The organism is Bifidobacterium sp. MSK.17.10 (assembly GCF_019129655.1).
Taxonomy (GTDB): domain Bacteria; phylum Actinomycetota; class Actinomycetes; order Actinomycetales; family Bifidobacteriaceae; genus Bifidobacterium; species Bifidobacterium adolescentis.
On the sequence record NZ_JAHOJD010000011.1, the window covers coordinates 20,852 to 45,973 of the forward strand.

Sequence of the window (25,122 nt, forward strand, 5' to 3'; positions counted from 1 at the left end):
GCAATGGGGCAGGAAAACCAGAAAGGATACGACAGTGGGAATCGGAGCGCGCAATCCGCGGTACGAGGTGGTGTTTTTCGACCTGTACGGAACGCTGATCGACATTCGTACCGATGAGCAGAGCGAGGCCGCATGGCAGGCGCTGTACGATTGCGTGACCGAATTGGGCGCGCAGTACGAATCCGTCGACGTGATGCGCGACCAGTTCGAAAAGCTCGAAGCCCGCGAAATGGTCCACCAAGCCGACCGTGCAATCGTTCGCAACGGGTGGGACGAATTCGACATCCTGCCGGTCTACCGGTCCCTGCTCATGAATCGCAGCGAGGAAGCGGAAAAGAAACTCGCGCTACCGCAGGCCGCGCTGAAAGCCGCATGGGCGTTCCGCCAAGGCAGCACCAGCCTGTTCCGGCTGTACCCCGGCGCGCTCGACATGATCGAACAACTGCAGGACGCCGGCATGGTCGTGGCGCTGCTGAGCAACGCGCAAGCCTGCTACACACGCCCCGAACTGGAAGAGACCGGCCTTGCCAGCATACTGGACGACGTGATCATCTCCAGTGAAGAGAAAATCCGCAAGCCCGCACGCGACCTGTACATGCTGGCGCTCGACCGTGAATTCGTCACCGCCAAGCACGCGCTCATGGTCGGCAACGACGAGCGCAACGACATCATCGGCGCCAATTCCGCCGGCCTCGACGCGGCATACTTCCGCACGGAAATTTCACCGGCGGACGACCCGGACGTTTCGGCACATGCGGTATGTTCGTTTACCGGAGCCGACTACGACGGGCTGCTGAAATTCGTGCTGGACGCATAAGGCGCGCGGTGGGCGCTGAGCTTAAATCGCATGGGACGTGCGGGAAGCCGCTGTGGCGTGCGGGAAAGTCGCAAGTCGTAAAAGGCATACGTGCGTAAGGCGTGCGTAAGGTGCACGTGCCACGTGCGACGCGCGGAAAAATCGCAATAGGAGGACATATGGAAGGCTATGCCGAGCAGGGAGCTCGAACCGATTCGACCGACCAAATCGGATTCGGCGGCGCTCGCCGCAACAGGAAAAAACGTCGCGGACTGACGGTGTTCCAACTTAAGGTCATCGGCGCGGTGGCGTTGGCCTTGTCCGCCGGCAGCACCACCATCGTGCCGCTGTTCTTCGGCTCCGATACCAACAATATGACGTCGCTGACGGCGATGGTCCTGAGCGAAGTGGTGTCCTGGTTCGCCATTCCGATCTACGCGTGGCTGCTGGTGCAGGGTTTCCGTGAAACGCACAGCCGGGTCGCGTACGGCCTGCAGCTGTTCATTCTCGCCGTGGTGTGCGAGGTGCCGTACGACCTCGCCACATCGCATAAGGCTTTCGACCTGGGCTCGCAGAATCCCGTTTTCGGCCTGTTCGTTGCGTTTGTTGTGCTTGCCGCGCTCGACTGGGTGGCGTCGCGCTATCAGAAGGCCATGAAGGTGCTGTTGTCGGTCGGACTGGTGGTGATTGGTCTGCTGTGGGACCTGCTGCTGCGTATCGGCCTACGCCAGCACATGATGAGCATCGGTTCGGTGACGCTTGGCTTCGTGCTGATTTTCGCTCTGATGCGCCAGTATGAGAATTCGATGATGTTCACAGCCGGCCTGTTCGGCGCCGTGATGATGATCGCGCCGGGCGTGGGCGTGGCGTTCGTGCACTACTACAACGGCAAGCTGGGCTATAAGCATCAGTGGACGAAATGGGCTTTTTACGCGGTTTACCCGGTTATTTTGATAATTTGTGCGATTTGTGCAACACTGGCGTGATTTTTGACAACGTTCGCAGTATGATAGAAACAGATTGAGAGAGCATCGCCGCTCAAGCGAGTGTTTCCAAGGCTGGGAACGTTTGTGATTATGATGCAGAAACCGCAAAGGGGTTGAGAGATGGATAGAGCAGGCATTCGCGAGGTGGCCAAGGCCGCGGGTGTGTCGATTTCCACGGTATCGCGCGCGTTCACGCGGCCGGAACTGGTGTCCGAACGTACGCGCCGCAAGGTGCTGGAAACGGCGGACAAGCTTGATTTCAACATCTCACGTTCCGCGACATCGTTGAAATCGGGTCAATCGTACCGTGTGGCGATGCTGATGAATGAAGAGATCACTAGCTGGTTCAATACGGAAGTGTTCGCTGGAATCGAATCCGTCATGCATAATGCCGGGTATGACGTATCGCTGTTCCAGCACGTCGACACCGCCGAAAACCGCCGCGACTTCTTCACGAATCTGCCGGTCCGCCGCAACGTGGACGCAGTATTCGTGACATCGTTCGGCGTGGAGCCGAAGGAAATCCAGCAGCTCAAGCGCATCCACGTACCGATTATTGGCATCAATATGCCGACGCAAAACGGCTTCGACGCCACCATCTCCATCGACGATGAGGACGGCATGTTCACCGCCGCCCAGCATCTGATCAATCTGGGGCACAAGAATATCGTGTACGTGTGCTCCGATGCGGTCGATTCCATTAATTCCTCCATCGATGCGCGAGGACAGGGCTTCATCCGCGCCTGCAAGACGATGGGGGCCTCCCATGACTTCAAGTGGCGCGTCGTCTCTGTGCCGCGTGGCAAGACCTTCGCCGACTCGGCGTTGACCGCGCTGCTTGCGTTGGACGAGTTCCCGGACGCGATCTGCTGCCAGATGGATATGATGGCGATTCCGCTGGTGTTGCGTTTGGAACGTTACGGCCACCACACGCCGAGTGACTATTCGATTATCGGCTTCGACGATTCGCCGTACGCCGACACTGTGAACCTGACCACCATGCGCCAGGATCCGTATGCGATGGGTCGCGCGGCCGCACAAAAGGCCATGAAGCTTATCGAAGGCAAGCCGCTTGAGAACGCGCATGAGATTGTGCGCGCCCAGCTCGTACTACGCGGCACCGATTCCGTGTACGGCACTGGCCGCTGAGAGCCGAGTCTCATTACCCTTCCGCAGCCCGTCAATGCCGACGGGCTGATTGTGATGGCCTGGGGTGGATTGATAAGGGATACCCCCACTGTAGTCACGGTGTGTGGCATACGTTTTCAGGAAAAAAAATGAAACAATTTGCAGTGATGTGTTTCATGACACGCCAATCGGGGGCTGATGAATGATGAATTTCATTCAATGATCAGCATGTGTTTTTTGATTTTGCAATCGTTGACAAACCGTTGAATATCAGGCTTTAAAGCGTTGTCCCCGTGAGAGGGGACGAAAAAACGTATCGGGGGAGGGGGTGTGGGTTCTTTCTGTTTCATTTTGTTTTCATAACTGCAAAGGTTATCATAGTAAACCGTAGGTCAGAGAAAAAGGGAAAACAGAGGTTTCCGGCTGTGTTGCCGGAGATGGGAACAGCGCAGAAGCTATACGTAAAACAGAAGTGATAACGGCATTATGCAAAGGATATCAACCCTCGAGTTGAGGGACTCAGAAGGGTGAACACTTTGCGGATAGGGGACAAGATGAGGCAATGGCGTAATGGTGTCGGCAACGCACCACGACACTATGCAGGAACGCGATCGGCAACCGGTCGCGTGCTTTCGCGTACCCGCTCCCTGACCGCCGCCGCCATAGCGGTAGCCATGATGGCCACCGTAGCAGTAACTTCCCTCCTCCCCACCTACAATGCCAAAGCTGACGAAAGTCGCAATGACGGCGCAATCTGCACACCTACCACAGAACCGTTAGGCGATCAGACCTCCGGCAGCGGTAACGATGAAGGTATCGCTACTTTCGTTGGCGGTGACATGTATGTAGGTGGCAAGAAGTCGGGCATTACTTCTGCCAATAACAACAATGCGCCTGAGGGTTCTTACGCTGTTGAGGCCGAAGGCTTGACCGCTGTGAACGGAAAGCTTTTGCTTCATCCAATGAAGCAGGCTTGGAACATCTGGAATAAGGATGGCTCATTCAATCGTTCGCGTGGTTTTCGTTGGGGCATCGTCGGTTTTGGTTCGCAGTTCCGTCCGAAGGGCGGTTCGACTGTGCTTTCGGTTGGCGGCAATAGCACCAATTCCGAGTTGAATTGGTTCGGTGGTGCTCAGGGCTGGACGGATGACGCTAATCAGGGATCCAGCTGGCTTGGAACCGGAGCGGGGAATGGCGCTACCGGCGAGACGAATGACCATAACTTTAACGCGAACATTGCTGGTAATCAGACCACAGTGCAAAGCCGCAACACTTGGAAGAACGGTGAACAGTATTCCGTGTACGACATGGGCGGCAACGGCAAAGTCAACTGGAATCAGAGCAACACCGTTATTTCCGGAGTGAAGAACCCCTCGACGGGTTCGGATTACACATATTCCGAATATAAGAATTATGTGACTACGCTGTCTGGCAAGCTCGCGAAGATTTCCTCCAGCAACACTGTTACGAAGGGCAATGAGGATAATTACACAGGCAAACGTTATTCATACAGCTACAACACTTACGCAAACAACGTTTACCGGTTCGATATTGAGAACAACTCCCGTCAGACGGAAATCACGCTGACCGGCGATGGCAAAGACGAGTTGCAGGTGTTCAATTTAGACGCATCAAAGCTGAATAGCATTGGTGATGCCGGCGTGGTGTTCAACTTCAAGAACATCTCCGACAATGCTTCGGTCGCCATCAACATCAACGGTAATGGCAATGATGTGAAGTTCCGTAATGGCTGGCAGTTCAAGTGGAACGACGTTGATATCTCCGACGGCTACGTCATGATGAATTCGACGGGCACAAACCGCTACAACAATACGCATGGGCAGGAGTACGTCAAGCGCGCAAGCCAGCTGATGTGGAACTTCTATAACACCAATACCCTTACGATTCTTGGTGGTAAGGGGTCGGGGCGCATCAACACCGGCTGGTACAAGGATCAGAAGCATGGCGACAAGGAAGACTGGTATGGCGTCAATGTAACTGATGATCCGTCTGCCGCATGGATGGGTTCCGTTATGGTAACGGGCAATGATTTTGGTGCCAAGGGCAATTTCCAGTCGCATGTCTCCACTAATGGTCGTGTGTGGACTACTGGCGATTTTGAAATGTACAACAAGGATGTCGTTACCACAAACAGCGGCAATTTCGTCAACGCCGAAGGCAAATATTCCACCTCTGCAGTGGATATGGATCAGGAACGTCATAACCTGTCTTGGTATGGGCAGATGACCACCTCCTGCGCCGCAATCAAGTGGGATAAGGTCGATGCCGAGGGCAAAGCCCTGAAAGGTACTTCGTGGACGGTGTACGGCACGAGGGATAATGCCGTGAATGGCACGAACTCCATCACCACGGTTGCTGATGGCGGCTGGAATGATGCGGATGATGCGGATAACGGTAGCGTCACCCTGGGTAGCTTGGCGAAGAACGCCACATATTATGTGAGGGAAAGCGGCACTGGCAGCAGCCAGTATGCGTTGAACACGAACATCTATCGCATCGTCACGCACGACAGTACGGATACTGTTTCAACCATCGACAAGGTGTACGATGCCGACGGCACTGAAATCACCGATGACACCGCCAAGCAGCTGAACAATGGCGCTATTGTCAACAAGAATTCAGGTACGTCCATCGCATGGTCGAAGGTCGATGGCACTGACGGAAGCACGTTGCTCGCGGGTTCCACTTGGGAATTGACCAAGAAGGGCGATCCCGACCAGTCGTGGACCATTACGGACGATGATTCAGGCAGCGAGGTTGCGGGCATCAAGGTCACGGTTAATGGGCAGGAAGTCACTTCGTGGCGCTTTACCAATTCGACTCCTGCAAGCATCACCTACGTTGCCGTGGATGGCAAGGAGCTCGCCACGAAGGTGCAGTGGAGGTCCGAGGATCCGGCCATTGCCACCATTGCCAATAATGGCACGCAGCTGCAGCCGAACAGCAGCGGCTTCACGAACATCGTGTTCACGGCAGGCGACAAGACCGTGACATTCCCCGTTACGGTAAGCGGTGTAACCGTGGAAAGCTCCGTGAGCATCGGTAACTATACCGAAGGCCAGAAAATCAGCCTGGAACAAGGTAAGACCATGACGCTGACGGCTACCGTGGCACCTGAAGGCAACACGGTGAACTGGTCTTCGAGCAATACGGATGAGGTTTCCGTAACTCCTACGATCGGCACCATTGTCAAGGTGACCGCCAATCGGGTGACCTCGGGCTATGTGAACATTACCGCCACCGAACAGTGTAACCAGAACACAGCCACTGTGAAGATCAAGGTGACGGAGCCAATGGTCTCTGTGTACTTCAAGAAGTCGAATGCGTCTTGGAACGAATACTGGCTGAAATATAAGAAGAGCACGGACAGCAATAACTGGAGCGGCGATGTGCAAAGTTCCAGTGTATGCGGTGACTACGTGCGTTTCCAGCTACCGAAGAGCTCGGTTACTGCCAATTACGAGTTCTATCTTGGCAAGCGTCAGGGGCTGGATCTGAAATCGTCTGAAATATTCCAAGCAACGAATGGATCGAACTTCACATTCACGGGGAACTCCGTACAGGTAGTGGAAGCATATAACAACTACCGTGGTTCGGCTGTTCCCTCCGGTTGCACGGTGACTAGCGCATACGTGGAGAATCGTTCCCATCGTTCCGCGGTGAAGAATGCAGTGTTCTATGACCAACCGGTGGTGCGCACTATTACCAACACGACTGCTAAGGCAGCCAATACACTGGCGGACGAAGACCCGAAGGCCGGTAAGTTCAAGGTGTCCGACCTTACTAACGGCGCCTACGAGCTGAAAGAGACTGGCGCGCCGAACGGTTTCGATGTCAGTAAGACGAAGACTTACACCATCGTTATTGAGAATGGGCAAGTCACGAGTTCCGGTCTTCCTAGCGCGGGCAACATTGAGAACTCGCGTCTTACCGGTACGGTGAACTGGAAGAAAACCGACGAGACTGACACCAGCAAGCTGCTGGCCGGTTCCGAATGGAAGCTGTACAAGACTAGGAACTTCTCGTGGGATAACGGCAACGCGGTTTATACCGAGACCGGCAGTACTGATCCGGTCGCAACCATCAAGGATTGCGTGAACAGCAGCGAGAAGACCTGCTCCGCGCAGACGGGACAGTACACGGATCGTGACGGCGAAGCCGGCAAGTTCTCCATCGTCGGCCTTGAGTGGGGCGAATACCAGTTGGTCGAGTCCAAGGCTCCTGACGGGTACAACATCGATACGACTCCGCACGTGTTCCGCATCGGGCCGGCCGAAGGCGCGAACGTGAAGGGCGAGTGGTATACGTCTTCCGGTTTCAAGCCGGAGACTACCGCCGGCTATCAGAAGTCTGCCGCATTCACCGTTGACGGTGGTTCCATTACCAACACCCCCGGCGTCGTTCTGCCTGGTACAGGCGGCGAGGGAGTAAACAAGATGTACGCTGCGGGATTCCTCGCAGTGGCGATTGCCGTGGTCGGTCTGGCCTTGAGCCTCAGGAGGCGGCAATGATGGAAGCGTCTAGGAGAAGGGGGAGTGGTCCGTAGCGTAGCGAACTCGCTGCCCTCTAGGCAATAACTGAATACGAATAACTCAAGATTCCAAAAATTTCAAACAAGAAAGAAAGGGAGAACAATGAACAAGGTTCTCAAAGGCCTCGTAGCCGTGGCAGCCACCGCGGCAATGGCCGTCGCCGGTTTCGCCGGTGCCTCCACCGCCATGGCAGCAGATGGAAATACCGTTAATGTGACGGTTCCAGGTGCCGACTCGAAACTGAACAGTCACGCTTACACCGCATACCAGATTCTTTTTGGTACTCAGGCCACGTCCGGTGGCGCGCTTGGCGATGCTGAATGGGGTTCTGGTATTAATGACGCTGCCTTCCTGGAAGCGTTGAAGGCTGATATTACTATCGGCCAATATTTCGAGAATGTGACCGACGCCAAGGGCTTCGCGGAGGCGCTTAGCAACATCGACAACTTCCCAGCTGATGGTGCTAATACTCGTCTCGTTGCCAAGATTGCCATGAAGAACAAGCAGGGCAACGGCACCGCTCTTGCTGCTGGCAACAGCACTCAACTGGACAAGGGCTATTACCTGATTGTTGATTCGACTGCTACTGGTCAGACCGTGTACAACCCGGCTGTGCTCGCCATCACCAGCGACATCGAAATTGAGGACAAGACTGACGTTCCGACCCTTGAGAAGAAGGTCCAGGAGAACAAGAAGGATGCCACTGGCGATGCCGCTTATGGCTCCAAGTTCAACGATGTGGCCGACTACAACATCGGCGACGACGTTCCGTTCCACCTGATCGGCTCCGTGCCGGACATGAGCCAGTACGAGACCTACACCTACAAGTTCACCGATACCTTCGATAAGGGCTTCGATGCAGTGAATACCTCTAATGTCAAGGTCTATCTGTCCAACGATAAGAAGCTTGATCTTGAAGGCGAAAGCATAGATACAGATATCACTTCGTACTTCTCCGATACAAACGGCAGCATCCAGTACACCCCTGCTACTGAGGCACAGGGGGAGACTGCGGGAACCAAGGCAACTCTGACGGTCTCTACCAAGGACTTGAAGAAGGCAGCCACCTACAGCAAGGAACAGCCACAGTATGTGATTGTGTCCTACACCGCCAAGCTGAACGCAAAAGCTGAGATTGGCCTTCCTGGCAACGTGAACACTGCAAAGCTTACCTACTCCAACAATCCTGATCAGTCCGGCCAGGGCGAGAATCAGCCCACCCACGACACCCCGGAAGACAAGGTCATCGTCTTCACTTACGGTCTCGACGTCACCAAGGTTGATTCCAAGAATGACAAAACGAAGCTGAAGGACGCCGAGTTCAAGCTGAAGAATTCCGATGGCAAGTGGGCCACCATTACGGATGGAAAGGTCACTGGCTGGACAGCTACTGAGAATGATGGTGCTGTTCTGAAGTCTGATGCAGAAGGCAACTTCAAGGTTACCGGTCTCGACAATGGTACGTACACCCTTGTGGAAACCAAGGCTCCGGCAGGCTACAACCTCCCGGCCAATGGCTTCTCCGTTACGCTGGAGGCAACTACTAAGAACAACCAAACTTGGAATGGAACTGCTAGCACAGCTCTGACCGACCTTGTCGTCAAGGTCGATCAGACTAATGGCACTGGCAACGTCGACACTGGTCTTGGTGCAATCACCATCAAGAACACTCAGGGCTCCTCCCTCCCGTCCACCGGTGGCATGGGCACTGTGCTGCTGTACGTGGCTGGCATCGCCGTGTTCGTGCTTGCTGGCGCGACCCTGGTGATGGCTTTGCGTCGCCGCAACGCCTGATCCTCCGGATTCCATAAGAATCTGAAGTAACCATGCGAAACCCGTGAGCCGCGTTGACGCAAGTCAGCAGCGGCTTACGGGAATCGCAATACATAATTTAAAAACTAAAAATTAAATAATAACTGAACCCACATATGCTGGGCTGGACCACCTCAATCCCTTGTACACTGCCTAATTTTCTTGAGTATCCAGCCTGGCTCCATATATTTTCCGGTTTGCCGTTGGGGGCGAATCAAACATGCTTACTTTCCAATCCACAGAAGAGGGGTCGGCAATGAAGGAACGCACGATCGCAAGCCGCGTCATCGCCGCATGCTGCGCAATCGCCGCCACATTCGCCGCGGCAGCCTGTGCATTCACTACTCGCGATGCCGTCGCGGCGCCAACAACAGACTCTGCCAGCGGCAGCATCGCCATTTCTTACCAACATAAAAGCTCGGACTCCGAAACTGGCGACGATTCTACCAACTTCGTCATTTCGGACGCCAGCTTCAACCTCTACAAAGTCGGGCAGATCCCGGCAAGCGGCGGCGCCACCTTCGAACCCGTCGCACCGTTCACCGACTCCACCGCCTACCCCGTCGACTGGTCGAAGATGACCGGCAAGGACGCGCAAGTGTGGCGAGACATGGCCAACACGCTCGCCGGACTCATCGCGGTGAACCAACCCGACGCCACGGCAACCGGTGTCACCAACGCCTCCGGGCATCTGACCTTCACCGGACTGTCCGACGGCCTGTACTTGGCCGTGTCCGACAGCGTTGACGTGAAGGTCGCCAACGCCTCCGGAAAGAACCAGACATGGACGTGCTCTTCCGGCAGTATGCTCGTCGCAGTGCCCGAAGACGGCGTCTCCGGCGGGTCGCGTGTGCTGAGTATCGAACCGAAAACCGAATGTGTGGCGCAACCGCCGAAAACAGTGGAACGCACCGTGCGCAAAATCTGGAATGACCGGAACAATTCTGACGGCAAGCGCCCCGAATCCATCACCGTGAAACTCCTGCGCGACGGCGAGCCCGTGGAAAACGTGAAGCTGAACGAGTCCAACAAGTGGACGCACACGTGGACGGATCTCGATGCAGACCACGAATGGACCGTGGTCGAAGCGGCGGTGCCCGACGGCTACACCACCATCTCCGATGTGGAAGGCGACTCCACTGAAATCACCAACACGCACACGCCACCCACCACGCCGGACCAGCCGCACACCGGCGCCGACGTGCAGCAGGCCGCTTGGATTGCCGTGGCCATCTTGGGCGCGGGCTTGGTGCTGCTGATCGTTGCCAAGACGGCTTTGCGGAAGCGGGCGTAGCATAAATAACGTGACGGATGAATCGGACGCCAAGCCAGCTGCGCAAGTCGAATTGGGTGCGCAGGTTAAACCGGGTGCGCAGGTTAAACCGGCTGCCAAGCATAAGAAATCGAATGCGCTGCTCAATGTGATGATTGCCATCTCCGCAATCGCCATGATCGGTGCGCTGGGTCTCATCGCGTATCCGACATTCAGCGACTGGTGGAACCGCATGCACCAGTCATACGCCGTAGCAGGCTACGTGGAACAAACCAAAGACATGTCCGGCGCCGAACGCAAGGCCATGCTCGACGCGGCACACACCTACAACGAACGGCTCGTCACCAACAGCGACCGCTGGCACATGACCGACGCGCAGAAGCGCGAATATGATGAAACGCTCGACGTGACCGGCACCGGCATCATGGGATACGTGACCATCCCGCGCATCAAAGTGAAACTGCCCGTCTATCACGGCACAAGTGACGGCGTATTGCAGATCGCCGCCGGACATTTGGCCGGCACATCGCTGCCCGTAGGCGGAGCGACCACGCACGCGGTGGTCTCCGGGCACACCGGCCTGCCGTCCGCCCGGTTGCTGACCGGCTTGGACGAGCTGCAAAAAGGCGATACCTTCGCATTCCACGTGCTCGACGAAACCTACACGTACCAAGTGGACCAGATCTCAGTGGTGCTGCCGAGCGAAATCAGCAAGCTGAATATTGAGCAGGGGCGCGACTACGCGACGCTGATCACGTGCACGCCGTACGGTGTCAACTCACACAGGCTGCTCGTGCGAGGGCACCGAATTCCGAATCCGAAAGTGCCTGATTCCACGCAGTATGACGAGCCGGGGGAGATGACGGCTGTGGCGGCTGCGGTGGTCGGACTGCTCGTGTTTGTGGCTGGCTGCGCTTTTGTGGGGCTCGCGCGGCTATGGCGACGCTCCTGGATTGTGCGGCACGGGTTGTGCGCCGGGGCCGGCGCGCGCCATTCGTCTGGTGTTCGGGGGTAGTGTCTAGCCTAGCGCCGCCGCAGGCCGGTGACATCGCTTCTCCGGTGTGCGGGGGTGTGCGTCTGGTCGTGCTCGGTATGTGGTGCGTGGTGTTTGTGTGCTTGTGGTACGTGTTGCGTTTCAGTGTGTGTACTTGTGTTTGCGTGCGTGTGCATGTCTGATGTTGCGCAGGGGTGTTGTTGCGGTGCGCATATGGCCTGAATCGTGCTGAAGCATGGGTTGTGAGCGGATGGGGGTATTATTCGGCCTGTTTCGGACGCTTTTGATGCCCCTTTTGCTCATGACTTGCGATTTTGACGGTTTTGGCGCGGTTGTGAGCGGATGGGGGTACGATTCTGGATGTTTCGGGCTGTTTTGATGTTGGGTGGCCTCCCTTTTTGCTCACGACTTGCGATTTTGCCGGTCCGCGCGCGGTCGTGTGCGTACGGGGGTGTGTGCAATGGGTCTTGCGTGGGTGTAGGCGCGCGGGTGTGCCGGTGTAGGCGTGCGGTCGTGGTTTTGGCTGGATATCTGGCTTATAGATGGCGGATTTGGCCGGGCGTCCGGTGGTATCTCGCTTATAGGTGGCGGGTCGGTTTGGGCAATAGGTCGTTAGGGGGTAGCATGCATACCCCCTAGATGTCTTGTTTCCGCAAGGGGCCGCCATCTATAAGCGAGATACCATCCGTCGATCCCGCGAATCCGCCATCTATAAGCGAGAAAGCGCGTGAACCGGGCGCTGCGGCGGCGAAATCGCAAAATTATGGAATCAGCTGATTGCTGCGCGCGGCAGGTGGGTAGTATCGGGCGCGGAAGACGTGGAAGGAGCTGCCATGTGTGATGAAGGGGAAACTGCGGATCGGGCGGATGCCGTACGAACGGAATCGCAAAAGATGGAATCGCGAGCGGGGGAGACGGCGCTTGATGGGTCGGCGCGCAGCATCATCGTGCTGATTGTGGTCGGCATGCTGGTGGGTGTGCTGTCGGGCACGTTCGGCATCGGCGGCGGCACGGTGATCGTGCCCGCGCTCGTCTGGCTGGGGCTATCTCAACGCAACGCGGCCGCCACGTCCACGCTGGCGATCGTGCCGACCTCCATTTCCGGCGTTGTTTCGTACGCGACCGGCGGACATGTCGACTGGCTCGCCGCGGTCCTGCTGTTCTGCGGTATGTTCGTCGGCGGGCAGATTGGCAGCTGGCTGCTGTCGCGGCTGCCGGAACTGGTGCTGCGGTGGATTTTCGTGGCGTTTCTCGTGTTCGTGGTGATCAATCAGGTGAGTTTTGTGCCGTCGCGCGACCACCAGATCGTCATGACGGTGGTGACCGGCATTGGCTTGGCGTTGCTGGGTGTGGTCATCGGCACGCTGGCGGGGCTGCTGGGCATTGGGGGTGGTGCGCTTGCGGTGCCGTCGCTGTCGATGCTGTTTGGCGCGTCCGACCTGGTTGCGCGCGGCACTTCGCTGTTGGCAATGTTTCCGAATTCGATCACGACCAGCGCGGCGAACTTGAAGCGCAGGCTAGCGCATGTGAAAACCGCGCTGATTATTGGTGTGACGGCGGCTGTGACCGCGCCGCTCGGCACGTGGATTGCGGGGGAGGTTTCGCCACGAGTTGGGGCGATTATGTTCGCCTGCTATCTGTGCGTGCTGCTGGTGCGGTCCGTGTTCGTGGCCGTAAAGGCCACGCGCGCGGCGCGGGTTGCGCGGGGCTGAGTGGCGCGGGCATTTTTCCCAGTGGCTGGATGATTTAGTCGCGTGAGTGGTGCGTCAGAGGTGGTTTTTATCCAGTCACTGGGATTTTTGGCGTGTGAGTGGGGTCTGAGAGGTTGGATTTATCCAGCCAGTGGGGGATTTTGGCTTGTGGGGTGCGGTGGGGGTGTTGTTTGACGGAATATGGCGATTTTATTGGCCGTATTCCCCCTGTTCATGCGGTGGATATGTTGCGGTCATCATATGGCGATGAGTGTTCATCTGCCGTTCTTCTGTAGTGCGGTGTGCGTTGGCTTGCGGCGCATAGCGTGGGCGGTGGCATCGAAAGATCCAAGCAATGCAGCCGCGGAAAGGTTCCGCGCAGCCGGAAAACATGGTCGAAACGGGCGTTACCTAACGGGCGCAACCGAAACGGCAGGTTGGACGGCACGGAAGAAACTGCATGGAAGAAAGAAGAAACATGAGCAAGCACAAAGCTTTGAAGGGCGCGATCGCAGCGGTCGCATCCGTAGCGACGCTCGGCGCGCTCGCCGCACCGGCGCTCGCGGCCGACACCACCTACAGCCCCAACGGCAAGTCCGTTGCGGAACTGGCGCAACACGGCGGCGCGCAGCGCATCGCAGCTATCGGCAACAAAAAAGCCAAGAATGTGGTGCTGTTCATCGGCGACGGCATGGGCGATTCGGAAATCACCGTCGCCCGTGACTATCTGAAGGGCGCCAACGGCCACTTCGACGGACTTGACGCGGTCGGCCAGCCGAGCGCGCTTGGTGACGTGCAGGCTGGTACTGGCCAGTACACCACCTTCTCGGTCGGCAACGGCAGCAAGGACAGCGCTGTCGGCAAGGATGGCGACGGCAAGCTGGTCGCCAACCCCAATCCGGGCAAGCTTACCCCCGTAACCGATTCCTCCGCATCCGGTTCCGCATGGGTCACCGGCACCAAGACCTACAACAACGCCGTTGACGTTGATATTTACGGCAATCCGCAGCTGAACCTCTTCGAGCTGGCCAAGGCGGCCGGCAAAGCCACCGGCAATGTGACCACCGCCGAAATCCAGGATGCTACCCCGGCCGTGCTGGAATCGCATTCGTCCGAACGTGCCTGCTACGGCCCACAGGGCAAGACCGACGGCACGTCCAACAATGCCTCCAAGCAGTGCCTCATCAACCAGCTTAAGGAAAACGGCGGCATCGGCTCCATCTCCGAGCAGCTGCTCGACACCCGCGCTGACGTAACCATCGGCGGTGGTTCCAAGTACTTCCGTCAGACCGTGCAGGGTGGTGAATACAAGGGCAAGACCGTGTGGGAACAGGCCAAGGAAATGGGCTTCCAGACCGTCGAGAACGATCCGGCCGCGATGAACGCCCTGCAGTACAAGGACAACCAGCCGGTGCTCGCTCTGATGAGCGACGGCAACATGCCGACCAAGTTCGACCCGTCCAAGGCCACCGCCAAGGATCCGGCCAAGGACGCCAACCCGACCGTGTGCACGCCGAACGCCAATTGGCTCGGCAACCAGGGCTCCTCGCTCAAGGACATGACCAAGAAGGCGCTCGATTTGCTGAACGACAACCCGAACGGCCAGAAGAACGGCTTCTTCCTGCAGGTCGAGGGCGCCTCGATCGATAAGCAGGACCACGCAGGCAATGCCTGCGGCCAGATTGGCGAGACCGACGACTTCGACCAGGCCATTGCCTACGCCATGCAGAACGTGGACCTCACGAACACGCTGGTGATCGTCACCGCCGACCACGCGCACACCTCCCAGATCCTCAACGCCCAGCCGGCTTACGCACTGTCCACCGTGCTGAAGACCGCTGATGGCAACAACATGGTCGTCTCCTACGGCACCGCCCAGGACGATTCTCGCGATGCAGACGGCGGCTACAACGGCGGCGACATGGAGCACACCGGCACCCAGCTGCGTATCGCCGCTTCCGGCCCTGGCGCGCAGCGCGTCATCGGCCTGACCGACCAGACCGACAACTTCTACACGATCGCCGGCGCTCTGGGACTGGCCACTTCCACCGAATCGCAGAAGGCACTGTCTGACAACGGCACTGTGAAGGTCTCTGCTGCCGACGGCAAGTTCACCGCGGACGTCGACGGCTTCAACGGTGACGCTGTGCTCAGCTACGAGCTGAAGGACAAGAACGACAAGACCGTGGCCGCGTCCGATTCCTCCACTCCGCTCTCCGGCGTGCGCGTCAAGACCGCACAGACCACTCCGATCGCGCTGGACGGCGTCACCGAAAGCTCCGAATACAAGCTCACCGTCACCGGCCGCCAGTCCGGCAAGGCCGTGACCGTCGACTTCCAGGCTCCGGCCGCCAACTCCGCTGACAAGAACAACGGCAAGCCGGGCGCTGGCAACGCTGACAAGAACGGCGTGATCGCTTCCGGCAAGGTCAACAACGATACGAAGGCCGGCCCGTTTGGCGCCGCACTGCTCGGCAAGACCGGCACCGCGGTGCTGGCTGCGGCTGTTGCGATCGCCATGCTGGTTGCCGTCGCGATGCTCATCAAGACCGTGAAGGCCGCCAAGAACGACCGCTGATTGGCTGAATAACCTCCGATGATCCCCAAAACCGCCGCCGCTGAGATGCTCTCCAGCGCCGGCGGTTTTGGGTTTTGCGCAAAGTTGAGTGAGGTGTGCTCAAGAATTTTTGCGATTTTGGGAATAATAACTTGCGATTCAAAGTTGAGTGGTGTAGGCTCAAGTTTTGGAAAGCATGAGAGACGGCAATCCGGAAACGGCGATCCGAAACTCGAGCGAAGAACGAAAAGAACGTATAGCGAACCTATTGCAAAGGAGACCAAATATGGGACGCGCAGTTGGCATCGATCTGGGTACTACCAATTCCTGCATCGCAACTCTTGAAGGTGGCCAGCCCACCGTTATCGTGAACGCCGAAGGCGCTCGCACCACGCCGTCGGTCGTGGCTTTCAGCAAGTCCGGCGAGATTCTGGTCGGCGAAGTCGCCAAGCGCCAGGCCGTCACCAACGTCGACCGCACCATCAGCTCCGTCAAGCGCCACATGGGCACCGACTGGACCGTTGAGATCGACGGCAAGAAGTGGACGCCGCAGGAGATTTCCGCGCAGGTTCTGATGAAGCTGAAGCGCGACGCCGAAGCCTACCTCGGCGAACCGGTCACCGACGCCGTCATCACCTGCCCGGCATACTTCAACGACGCCCAGCGTCAGGCCACCAAGGACGCCGGCACCATCGCGGGCCTGAACGTCCTGCGTATCATCAACGAGCCGACCGCAGCCGCACTGGCCTACGGCCTTGAAAAGGGCAAGGAAGACGAGCGCATCCTGGTCTTCGATCTCGGTGGCGGCACCTTCGATGTGTCCCTGCTGGAAATCGGCAAGGACGACGACGGCTTCTCCACCATCCAGGTGCAGGCCACCAACGGCGACAACCACCTGGGCGGCGACGATTGGGATCAGAAGATCATCGACTGGCTCGTCGGCGAAGTCAAGAACAAGTACGGCGTTGACCTGAGCAAGGACAAGATCGCCCTGCAGCGTCTGAAGGAAGCTGCTGAGCAGGCCAAGAAGGAACTGTCCAGCTCCACCAGCACCTCCATCTCCATGCAGTACCTGGCCATGACCCCTGACGGTACCCCGGTGCATCTGGACGAGACCCTGACCCGTGCGCACTTCGAGGAAATGACCTCCGATCTGCTGGGTCGTTGCCGCACCCCGTTCAACAACGTGCTGCGCGATGCGGGCATCGGTGTCTCCGACATCGACCACGTGGTCCTCGTCGGTGGCTCCACCCGTATGCCGGCCGTCAAGGAGCTCGTCAAGGAACTCACCGGCGGTAAGGAAGCCAACCAGTCCGTGAACCCGGATGAAGTCGTGGCCGTCGGCGCTGCCGTGCAGTCCGGCGTCATCAAGGGCGACCGTAAGGACGTCCTGCTTATCGACGTGACCCCGCTGTCCCTCGGCATCGAAACCAAGGGTGGCATCATGACCAAGCTGATCGAGCGCAACACCGCCATCCCGACCAAGCGTTCCGAAGTCTTCTCCACCGCTGAAGACAACCAGCCGTCCGTGCTCATCCAGGTCTACCAGGGCGAGCGTGAGTTCGCTCGCGACAACAAGCCGCTGGGCACCTTCGAACTGACCGGCATCGCTCCGGCTCCGCGTGGCGTCCCGCAGATCGAAGTCACCTTCGACATCGACGCCAACGGCATCGTGCACGTGTCCGCCAAGGACAAGGGCACCGGCAAGGAACAGTCCATGACCATCACCGGTGGTTCCGGCCTGCCGAAGGACGAGATCGACCGCATGGTCAAGGAAGCCGAAGCCCACGAGGCCGAGGACAAGAAGCGCAAGGAAGACGCCGAGACCCGCAACCAGGCCGAGTCCTTCGCCTACCAGACCGAGAAGCTCGTCAACGACAACAAGGACAAGCTCTCCGACGACGTGGCCAAGGAAGTCACCGACAAGGTCAACGAGCTCAAGGAAGCCCTGAAGGGTGAGGACATTGAGAAGATCAAGTCCGCCCAGACCGAGCTGATGACCTCCGCCCAGAAGATCGGCCAGGCCCTCTACGCACAGCAGGGCGCCGCCGACGCCGCCGGTGCGGCCGGCGCTGCTGGCGCAGGCGCTGCCGGCTCCGCTTCCAACGGCTCCGACGACGACGTGGTTGACGCCGAAGTCGTGGACGACGACAAGGACAACAAGTAATCATGTCCGATTTCAACAAGGACGAGTACCTGAACGACCTGCCCGACATGGATGACCTGTCCGGGCAGGCCGCCCCGGCCGCCGCTTCCGCTGCTGGCGGCGCTGCCGCCGCTGGCGCAACGCAGGAAGGTGCAGCTCAGCCGGCTGCCGCGCAATCGCAAGAAAATGGCGATTCCGCTGCCGCTGACGGTGCTGACAAGGCAGGCGCTGCCGACGGCAAGGCCGACGATACGCTGACCCCCCTTGGCCAGGCCAAGAAGGAAGCCGCCGAATATCTGGAGGCGCTGCAGCGCGAACGCGCGGAGTTCATCAACTTCCGCAACCGCGCGCAGAAGGAGCAGGAACGCTTCCGTCAGCACGGCATCATCGACGTGCTGACCGCCCTGCTGCCGGCCCTCGACGACATCGACCGCATTCGCGAACACAGCGAAATGGACGATTCGTTCAAGGCCGTCGCCAACAAGATCGACAAGGCGTTCGAGAAGTTCGGCGTTGAGAAGTTCGGCGAAAAGGGCGAGGATTTCGACCCGACGAAGCATGACGCGATCCTGCACAAGCCGGATCCGAATGCCGAGAAGGAAACCGTCGACACCGTGGTGGAAGCCGGCTACCGCATCGGCGACCGCGTGATCCGCGCGGCCCGTGTGGTCGTGGCTTCTCCGCAGAACTGATCGCGCATTCGCACAATCCGCGTATCCGCGCGAAACGCATGTGACGAGTAATCGGGCCCCTCTGAAAAACGAGGGGCCTTCGATTACCTGAAACAACGGTTCAACGACAACTGTTTGAAAGTTTGAAAAACTGTACTTTTTACTGCATGAAAACCTCACGAAAGGAGGCACATCATGGCTGAGAATGAATGGCTGAGCAAGGATTTCTATAAGGTCCTCGGTGTCTCCAAAGACGCCACCGACGCCGAAATCACCAAAGCGTACCGCAAGCTGGCGCGCAAATACCATCCCGACCTGAACAAGACGAAGGAAGCGGAGGAGAAGTTCAAGGACATCTCCGAAGCGTACGACGTGCTGAGCAACAAGGAGAATCGTCAGAAATACGATGCGATCCGCCAGTTCGGCATGGGCGGCGCGCGTTTCGCCGGCGGTTCCGGCCAGGGCGGCTTCGACGCGGGCGCGTTCTCCGACATCTTCGGCTCGATGTTCGGCGGCGGCGCAGGCATGGGCGGCAACGGCTCGCGTATCCGCTTCCAGACCAATGGCGGCGGCAATCCGAACCTCAACGACATCTTCTCGATGTTCGGCGGCGGTGCGGGCGGCCCGGGCGCAGGCTCCGCCTACGAACGCTACGGCGCTGACGATTACGAGCAGCCGCAGCCGGAAAACGGCGAGGACCGCAACTCCAAGATTCGTCTGACCTTCCGCCAGGCCGTCAAGGGAGCCACGGTTTCGCTGTCCACGGACGGCAAGAAGTTCAAGACGCACATCCCCGCCGGCGTGCACGACGGGCAGAAGATCCGTCTCACCGGTAAGGGCAAGCCGGGCCGCAATGGCGGCAAAAACGGCGATCTGTACCTGCATATCACCGTCGCCGAAGACCCGAAATTCACCCTGCGCGGACGTGACATCATCATGCCGCTGCCCATCACCGTCAGCCAAGCCGTGAACGGCGCGAAAGTGACGGCGAAGGACATCGACGGCAACGAAATCACCTTCAAAGTGCCCGCCGGCTCGTCCAGCGGCGCGGAAGTGCGCATCGCAGGCAAGGGCGTGGCCAATCCGCACGAGAACGGCGATTTGGTCGGCCGTGTGGAGATCCGCGTTCCGGAGCATCCGAACCTCGTTGCCAAGCATGCCGCGAAGGAATTCGACAAGGCGTGCGGTGACTTCGCCGACGAGCTCGTTCGGGAGCGCTGACCGCCATGGCACGCTCATCGCGGACTTCCCAAGCCTCCCAAGCGCGCGCCGCACGGCAGATCAAGCGGCTGTATGAAATGTGCGCCATGGCGATCGTGGCCGGCCGGGCCGACCTGGACGGTGCCGCCGAAGTCGGTTTCGACATCGAGCTGCCCGTCTTCTCGGTCGGTGCGGCCGGCGAGCTCGCCAACGTGCATCCGCAGACGCTGCGCCAGTATGATCGCCTTGGCTTGGTCGTACCGCAACGTACGGAAGGTGGCGCGCGACGCTATTCGCTGCGCGACATCTCCCGCCTCGCGCAAGCGCAGCAACTCAGCCAGGAGGAAGGCATCAACCTGGCTGGAATCACGCGCATCCTCGAACTTGAGGAAGAGAACCGCGAGCTGCGCCGCCAAGTGGAGCGGCTGCGCAAGCCGGCCGGTTCCAGCGTGTTCGCCGCGGACGCGGACGGTGGCATCGTGGAAGTCGAGCGGTCCCAGCGCGCGCGCATGTGGCGCAGGCAGCTGCGAGCCGATGCACGGCAGCTTCCGTCGCGCGAATCCGTACGGGCGGAACGTGCGGAAGAGGGGGACGATATGGGCTCCAGGTCAGTGGTAGTTTGGGGAATTCGCTGACAGCCCATTCGCTGACTTTCCTGAAAAGCGCTGGAAAACCCTAAAAAAATCTAAAAAAACAGCAAAATCGGGCATATATCGCGGGGGTATGCCCGATTTTTGGTATGCAACTACTCATAACGCCGCATCTGTCTCGCAATGATGTCTCTATTGTGAGGAATAATATTACGTATCCGCGTTGAAGTTCGTATTTCTTCCGGCTGGCCTACAGCTTCGATGAAATATGACTGCTTATTTCCGCGAAGAATCGGGGGTGGGCATGCGGTGGATACAGAAAGGTTAGGAGCGTACAGTGCCAAGAGTTGCGTTCACCGCAAAGACCCGCAAATACCTGGGGTCTCTCGATGCTGTGGAATCAGTCACTCAGTATCGAATTTGCTATTCCAAGGAATTCCGTGACGACTGCATGCGCAGGTATGCCGAGGGTGGCTCGCCTGCCGCGATTTTCCGCGAGGCCGGCTTGGATCCGAAGATCATCGGCTACAAGCGCGTCGAGCGTTGCATCGCCCGCTGGAAGGCGGAGAATGCCGAGAAGGCCGCTCAGGAGCAGGAGGCTCAGGAGTAGTCGCACGCAAGTCTTGCGATTCGTCTAAAAGGGGTCTATGACGGATTGCTGCGATTGCGGCCGACCGATTTCGTCGGATGCGTTGTTCGTTGCGGAGGCACTTGGGGGATTTCCAAGTGCCTCCGTTGCTATGGGTTGGTTGCTGCGTTGGCTTGCGCGAATTGGCTTGTGCATGAGTCGGTTTGCGTGAACCGATTGGTGCGAGCCGATTGGTATGAACCGATTGGCGGACCGGCTTGATGGAACCGTCCTGTTTTTTCTGCGCGCTGAAGCGCTTCCGTCGTGCCGCTCTGCTGAAATGGTCGTAGCTGACGAAGAATGTAGCTATCGGAGAACGAAGCGTAACGATTGCGAGGAAACGTAATGACCGAGCTGAACAACGGTATCCAGAACGGCGCCCAGGAAGTTTCGAAGCTGATGCTCAAAGCCGTGTTCTGGGACATGGACGGCACGCTGATCGATTCCGAACCGTATTGGCATGAAGGCGAGCTGAAAATCGCAGCCGACCACGGCGGATACTGGGATGAGGACCTCGCTTGGCAGGGTTCCGGCACGCCGGTTCCGGACGTGGCCCGCCGCATGGTGGAGCACGGCTGCAAGCTGTCGATCGAAGAAATCGGCAAAGGCATGATCGATTACGTGGCGCAGAAGGAATTCGAACGCATTCCGTGGATCGATGGCGTCGAAGACGTGCTGCTGTCGCTGAAGGAGGCGGGCGTGCCGTCGATGCTTGTCACCACATCGCCGCGTCATCTGGCGGAAAACCTGATCGCGCAGGCGCTGGACGGCACGTTCGCCGGTTACGTGTGCGGCGATGACGATGTCGAGAAGAAGCCGTCGCCCGCACCGTATCTTGCGGCGGGCCGCAAGCTTGGCATCGCGCCCGAAGACATGAAGTATTGCATCGCGGTGGAGGATTCCATGTCCGGCCTGCGCTCCGCGGCCGCATCCGGTGCCACCACGCTTGGCCAGACCGGCTTCATGCGCATCGACAATTCCAACGGCCCGCAATTCGCCTCAATCAACGGCTACGATGGCATCACCGCCGCCACGCTCGACGCCTACGTACGTAGCCGCAACGCCTGACGCCTCCGCAATGCGTGTGGTGCGTCTGCACAACCGGCGCGCCACACGACATAATCGCCATTATTAATGTTTAATCGAAGTCGATATCGCCGTCGTTTTGCAGAAATTCCATGAGATTGAGGTGACGTACGCCGTCGCGCTGCAATGGTAGCGGATCCAATGTGAACAGGTATTTCGGATACCCGTCCGCCAATTTGCTGAACGGGCGATATTCGCGTTCCTCGACCTGCGGATCCTGAACGCTCATAGACACTTGGATATAGGCGTACTGGTTGCGCTTTCGGACAATGAAGTCACATTCAAGTTTGCCGATGGTGCCGACGCTGACGTCATAGCCTTTCGACCGCAGATGCGTATATAGCGCGTTCTCCAGTGACGGACCGTAGCTGACTCGCGTATCGGTATTACGGGCGAACCGGATACCGGGATCGGCAAGATAGTATTTTTCCCCGCCCCTGAGCGACTTGCGGGATTTCAGATCGAAGCGAGGACACTTGTAGAGGATTTTGGCGCTTTCCAGCAGACGGACGTAGCTGGAAAGCGTTTCGCGTTTGATGCTGATGCCTTCGCTGTGTTTCAGATACGCGATAATGCCGGAAAGATTTGTGGGCGCTGCGAAATTATTGATGAGATAGTCCTGCACACGGGTGAAAGTATCGCGATTGCGTACTTTTTTGTGGGCGGTGATGTCCTTGTTGAAGATCTGCCCGATGACGTCTTGAATATATGCGGCTTTTTCGTCGGGATCGTCATATTCCAGCGATTTCGGGAACCCGCCGTATGTGAGATAGTCGCGGAAGGCTTGCGATACCGGAATTTCCGGTTTGTTTAGGAAATTCCGCATGCCGAGGTATTCCTGAAAGGAAAGGGTGAACATTTCCAGCTTGATATAGCGGCCGGTAAGTTTCGTGGCAAGCTCTCCGGACAGCAGATAGGAATTTGAGCCAGTGATGAAAATGGAGCAATTACCTTCCTCCCGCCAGCCGTTGATGACGGTTTCGAAGCCTTTCACGTTCTGTACTTCATCGATGAACAGATAACGCAGTCCTGCACCGTAGGCATTCGACATGGCTTGTTCGATGAGTTGATCGAGTTGGTCCGGAGTGGTCACGTTACGGTATTCGCGGCGATCGAGGTTGAGGTAGATGAGATTGGTTTCAGGGATTCCCTGCTCAAAGAGCTCGTTGAGAACTGTGATGAGCAGGCTGGATTTGCCGCATCTGCGGATGCCGGTGATTACTTTGATGAGACCGGAATCGTTGTAGAAAGGACGGAGCTTGGCCAAATAGTGCTCTCTGCGATAGGTGCTCATGTGGTGCTCCTTGTGACTTTTTAGATACCGATAATCCCTGAGATGTGGTTTAACGGGGTCAAAATTGCGAAAACTGCAAAAATAACCCCGTTAAAACGCTAGTTTAACGTATTTTTGGGTTTGTGTGGACTGTTTGACGTGGACTATCGTACGGGTTTTGCGAAAAATGCGATTTTAACGGGGTTAAAATCGTAAAAATCGCGAAAATGACCCCGTTAAATGGCTTTTTAGAAGTCGGCATGTATGGCGATTCGGCTGGGTTGCGTTTGCGTGGCCGGTGCGGACGGCGCGGTGCGTGCGTGCGGACGGGCGTATGCACGGTGCGAAGAGCGCTGGAAAGTGCGTATGGGAATCGCAAGAAATGCCGGAAACGGCGGAAAACAAAAGAAAAAGCCCGCTGCGGTGGAATGAATGCAGCGGGCTTCGTGGAGCTGACGGTAGTCGAAACCGCGACCTCTTCGATGCGAACGAAGCGCTCTACCAACTGAGCTACAGCCCCATGTGCGTCACCTTGTTTAGCAAGACAACTCTCGAAATATTAGTACGGAGTGTGGAAAAATGCAATTCCACACTCCGCGTGTTGTGCTTGCGTTGTATTCGCCGATATTTTTACGACGATTGAACGCTGCTTATTCGGCGTCGGCGGTTTCCGCAGTGTCCTCGGCAGCCGGCTTCTTCTTGCCGAACTTGGCCTTGAGCAGACCAACGATTGTCGGAATCAGCGACAGCACCAGAATTGCGATGATCACCAGTTCGAAGTGCTTCTGCACCGCCGGAATGCCGCCGAAGAAATAGCCGAGCAGCGTGAACAGCGTGGACCAGCACAGGCCGCCGAGCACGGAGAACGGCGTGAAGCGGCTCCAGCGCATGCCGGAAATGCCGGAGATGAACGGCATGAACGTGCGGATGAACGGGAAGAAACGGCCCAGGAACACGGCCAGCGGACCCCACTTCTCGATCATCTTCTCAGTCTTCTCGATGCGCTCCGGAGTCATGGCCTTGACCTTGCCGGATTCGAGGATGCGACGGCCGAAGAAGTGGCCGATCCAGTAATTGCACTGGTCGCCGATGATCGGCGCGCACCAGACCACCGGCAGTAGCGCGAACAGCGGCAGCGCGGACACGCCGGTCTTCGCGTCGGGCGCGGCGAAGAAGCCGGCCGCGAACAGCAGGGAATCGCCCGGCAGGAACGGGAAGAAGACCACACCGGTCTCGATGAAGACGATGAGGAAGATGAAGCCGAGGGTCGGGGCGACGCCCATCGCGATCCAGCTGGCGATCGCGGTACGGGGGTCCTTGATGAGGTTGACGAAGAAATTGATGATATTCATAGGTCTCTCTGTGTGGTTTTGCGCGCGGACGCGCGGTTCTGCTTATATGGCTCGCTTTTCCATCATTCGTGATTGGTTTGCCACGTAAACCAATCACAGATTACCAACGGGTCTGCGCAGGCGACGGGGTGACGCGGCTACGGGTGGCAAATCTGCACAAATCGTCAATATGTGCCTATGGGCGCGTGCTTGTTGGTGGTGTTCGGCCGGTGTGCCCGGTGGTTGTTCAATGGTTGTCCGGCAGCTGTCCAGCGTGCTCAGCGGCTGTCCGGTGCGTCCGGCGCGTCCGGCGTCCGCGTGGGGCACGCCGGCGAATCCTGGCCTGAACTCGTTGTATTACGGCGATCGTCAGATGGTGCACGAGTCGCGTCCCATCTGATTTTGGC

19 protein-coding genes and 1 tRNA gene are annotated in these 25,122 nt (G+C 58.0%); 16 read left to right on the plus strand and 4 right to left on the minus strand.

Annotation, left to right across the window (positions count from 1 at the left end; translation table 11 throughout):
• Positions 1-34 precede the first annotated feature (34 nt).
• The 3 genes from KSX58_RS09190 (at position 35) to KSX58_RS09200 (ending at position 2,931) form a co-directional block, all read left to right on the plus strand.
• The gene (locus KSX58_RS09190) at positions 35-817 is read left to right on the plus strand and encodes an HAD family hydrolase (protein WP_117838831.1); all 783 of its coding nucleotides are present in this window, start codon (positions 35-37) and stop codon (positions 815-817) included.
• 158 nt (positions 818-975) lie between these two features.
• On the plus strand, positions 976-1,782 hold the full coding sequence (locus KSX58_RS09195) for a TraX family protein (RefSeq protein ID WP_039775962.1): 807 nt from the start codon (positions 976-978) through the stop codon (positions 1,780-1,782).
• Between the two features lie 120 nt (positions 1,783-1,902).
• Positions 1,903-2,931: a LacI family DNA-binding transcriptional regulator gene (locus KSX58_RS09200; protein WP_217752080.1), complete on the plus strand. Its 1,029-nt coding sequence runs from the start codon at positions 1,903-1,905 to the stop codon at positions 2,929-2,931.
• A 755-nt stretch (positions 2,932-3,686) separates the two neighbouring features.
• Here KSX58_RS09200 and KSX58_RS09205 read toward each other — a convergent pair.
• Positions 3,687-3,869, minus strand: a complete 183-nt coding sequence (locus KSX58_RS09205; RefSeq protein WP_130082293.1) for a hypothetical protein — start codon at positions 3,867-3,869, stop codon at positions 3,687-3,689.
• A gap of 3 nt (positions 3,870-3,872) precedes the next feature.
• Here KSX58_RS09205 and KSX58_RS09210 point away from each other — a divergent pair, with 3 nt between their 5' ends.
• The 12 genes from KSX58_RS09210 to KSX58_RS09265 all read left to right on the plus strand — a co-directional run bounded on the left by KSX58_RS09210 (position 3,873) and on the right by KSX58_RS09265 (position 22,093).
• Positions 3,873-7,442, plus strand: a complete 3,570-nt coding sequence (locus KSX58_RS09210; protein ID WP_217736200.1) for a SpaA isopeptide-forming pilin-related protein — start codon at positions 3,873-3,875, stop codon at positions 7,440-7,442.
• Positions 7,443-7,565: 123 nt separating this feature from the next.
• Positions 7,566-9,257 carry a SpaH/EbpB family LPXTG-anchored major pilin gene (locus tag KSX58_RS09215; RefSeq protein ID WP_217752081.1) on the plus strand — a complete coding sequence of 564 codons (1,692 nt, stop codon included), beginning with the start codon at positions 7,566-7,568 and terminating at the stop codon, positions 9,255-9,257.
• 274 nt (positions 9,258-9,531) lie between these two features.
• Complete coding sequence (locus KSX58_RS09220) at positions 9,532-10,569, plus strand: Cna B-type domain-containing protein (RefSeq protein WP_237976484.1); 1,038 nt, start codon at positions 9,532-9,534, stop codon at positions 10,567-10,569.
• 130 nt (positions 10,570-10,699) lie between these two features.
• Positions 10,700-11,563, plus strand: coding sequence for a class C sortase (locus tag KSX58_RS09225; protein ID WP_237976488.1), 864 nt, complete (start codon positions 10,700-10,702; stop codon positions 11,561-11,563).
• 872 nt (positions 11,564-12,435) lie between these two features.
• Positions 12,436-13,254, plus strand: coding sequence for a sulfite exporter TauE/SafE family protein (locus KSX58_RS09230; protein WP_217736213.1), 819 nt, complete (start codon positions 12,436-12,438; stop codon positions 13,252-13,254).
• A gap of 457 nt (positions 13,255-13,711) precedes the next feature.
• On the plus strand, positions 13,712-15,811 hold the full coding sequence (gene phoA, locus KSX58_RS09235; protein ID WP_217736205.1) for an alkaline phosphatase: 2,100 nt from the start codon (positions 13,712-13,714) through the stop codon (positions 15,809-15,811).
• Positions 15,812-16,076: 265 nt separating this feature from the next.
• Positions 16,077-17,957 (plus strand): molecular chaperone DnaK, encoded by a 1,881-nt coding sequence (gene dnaK, locus KSX58_RS09240; protein WP_011743845.1) that lies wholly within the window; start codon positions 16,077-16,079, stop codon positions 17,955-17,957.
• Positions 17,958-17,959: 2 nt separating this feature from the next.
• Positions 17,960-18,628 carry a nucleotide exchange factor GrpE gene (gene grpE / locus KSX58_RS09245; protein ID WP_217736207.1) on the plus strand — a complete coding sequence of 223 codons (669 nt, stop codon included), beginning with the start codon at positions 17,960-17,962 and terminating at the stop codon, positions 18,626-18,628.
• 174 nt (positions 18,629-18,802) lie between these two features.
• Positions 18,803-19,828, plus strand: a complete 1,026-nt coding sequence (locus KSX58_RS09250; protein ID WP_003811241.1) for a DnaJ C-terminal domain-containing protein — start codon at positions 18,803-18,805, stop codon at positions 19,826-19,828.
• A gap of 5 nt (positions 19,829-19,833) precedes the next feature.
• Positions 19,834-20,442 (plus strand): heat shock protein transcriptional repressor HspR, encoded by a 609-nt coding sequence (locus tag KSX58_RS09255; protein WP_003811239.1) that lies wholly within the window; start codon positions 19,834-19,836, stop codon positions 20,440-20,442.
• 292 nt (positions 20,443-20,734) lie between these two features.
• Positions 20,735-21,007, plus strand: a complete 273-nt coding sequence (locus KSX58_RS09260) for a hypothetical protein (protein WP_021913177.1) — start codon at positions 20,735-20,737, stop codon at positions 21,005-21,007.
• 363 nt (positions 21,008-21,370) lie between these two features.
• A complete protein-coding gene (locus KSX58_RS09265; protein ID WP_085393505.1) occupies positions 21,371-22,093 on the plus strand; it encodes an HAD family phosphatase in 723 nt (240 codons plus the stop codon).
• A 70-nt stretch (positions 22,094-22,163) separates the two neighbouring features.
• Here KSX58_RS09265 and KSX58_RS09270 read toward each other — a convergent pair whose 3' ends face one another.
• The 3 genes from KSX58_RS09270 to KSX58_RS09280 form a co-directional block, all read right to left on the minus strand.
• Complete coding sequence (locus tag KSX58_RS09270; protein WP_085393504.1) at positions 22,164-23,405, minus strand: ATP-binding protein; 1,242 nt, start codon at positions 23,403-23,405, stop codon at positions 22,164-22,166.
• 426 nt (positions 23,406-23,831) lie between these two features.
• A tRNA-Ala gene (locus tag KSX58_RS09275) sits at positions 23,832-23,904 on the minus strand.
• A 130-nt stretch (positions 23,905-24,034) separates the two neighbouring features.
• Positions 24,035-24,736: a DedA family protein gene (locus KSX58_RS09280; protein WP_038445017.1), complete on the minus strand. Its 702-nt coding sequence runs from the start codon at positions 24,734-24,736 to the stop codon at positions 24,035-24,037.
• Between the two features lie 229 nt (positions 24,737-24,965).
• Between KSX58_RS09280 and KSX58_RS09285 the strand changes: the two genes are divergently transcribed.
• A complete protein-coding gene (locus KSX58_RS09285) occupies positions 24,966-25,115 on the plus strand; it encodes a hypothetical protein (RefSeq protein WP_003811226.1) in 150 nt (49 codons plus the stop codon).
• Positions 25,116-25,122: the final 7 nt, after the last annotated feature.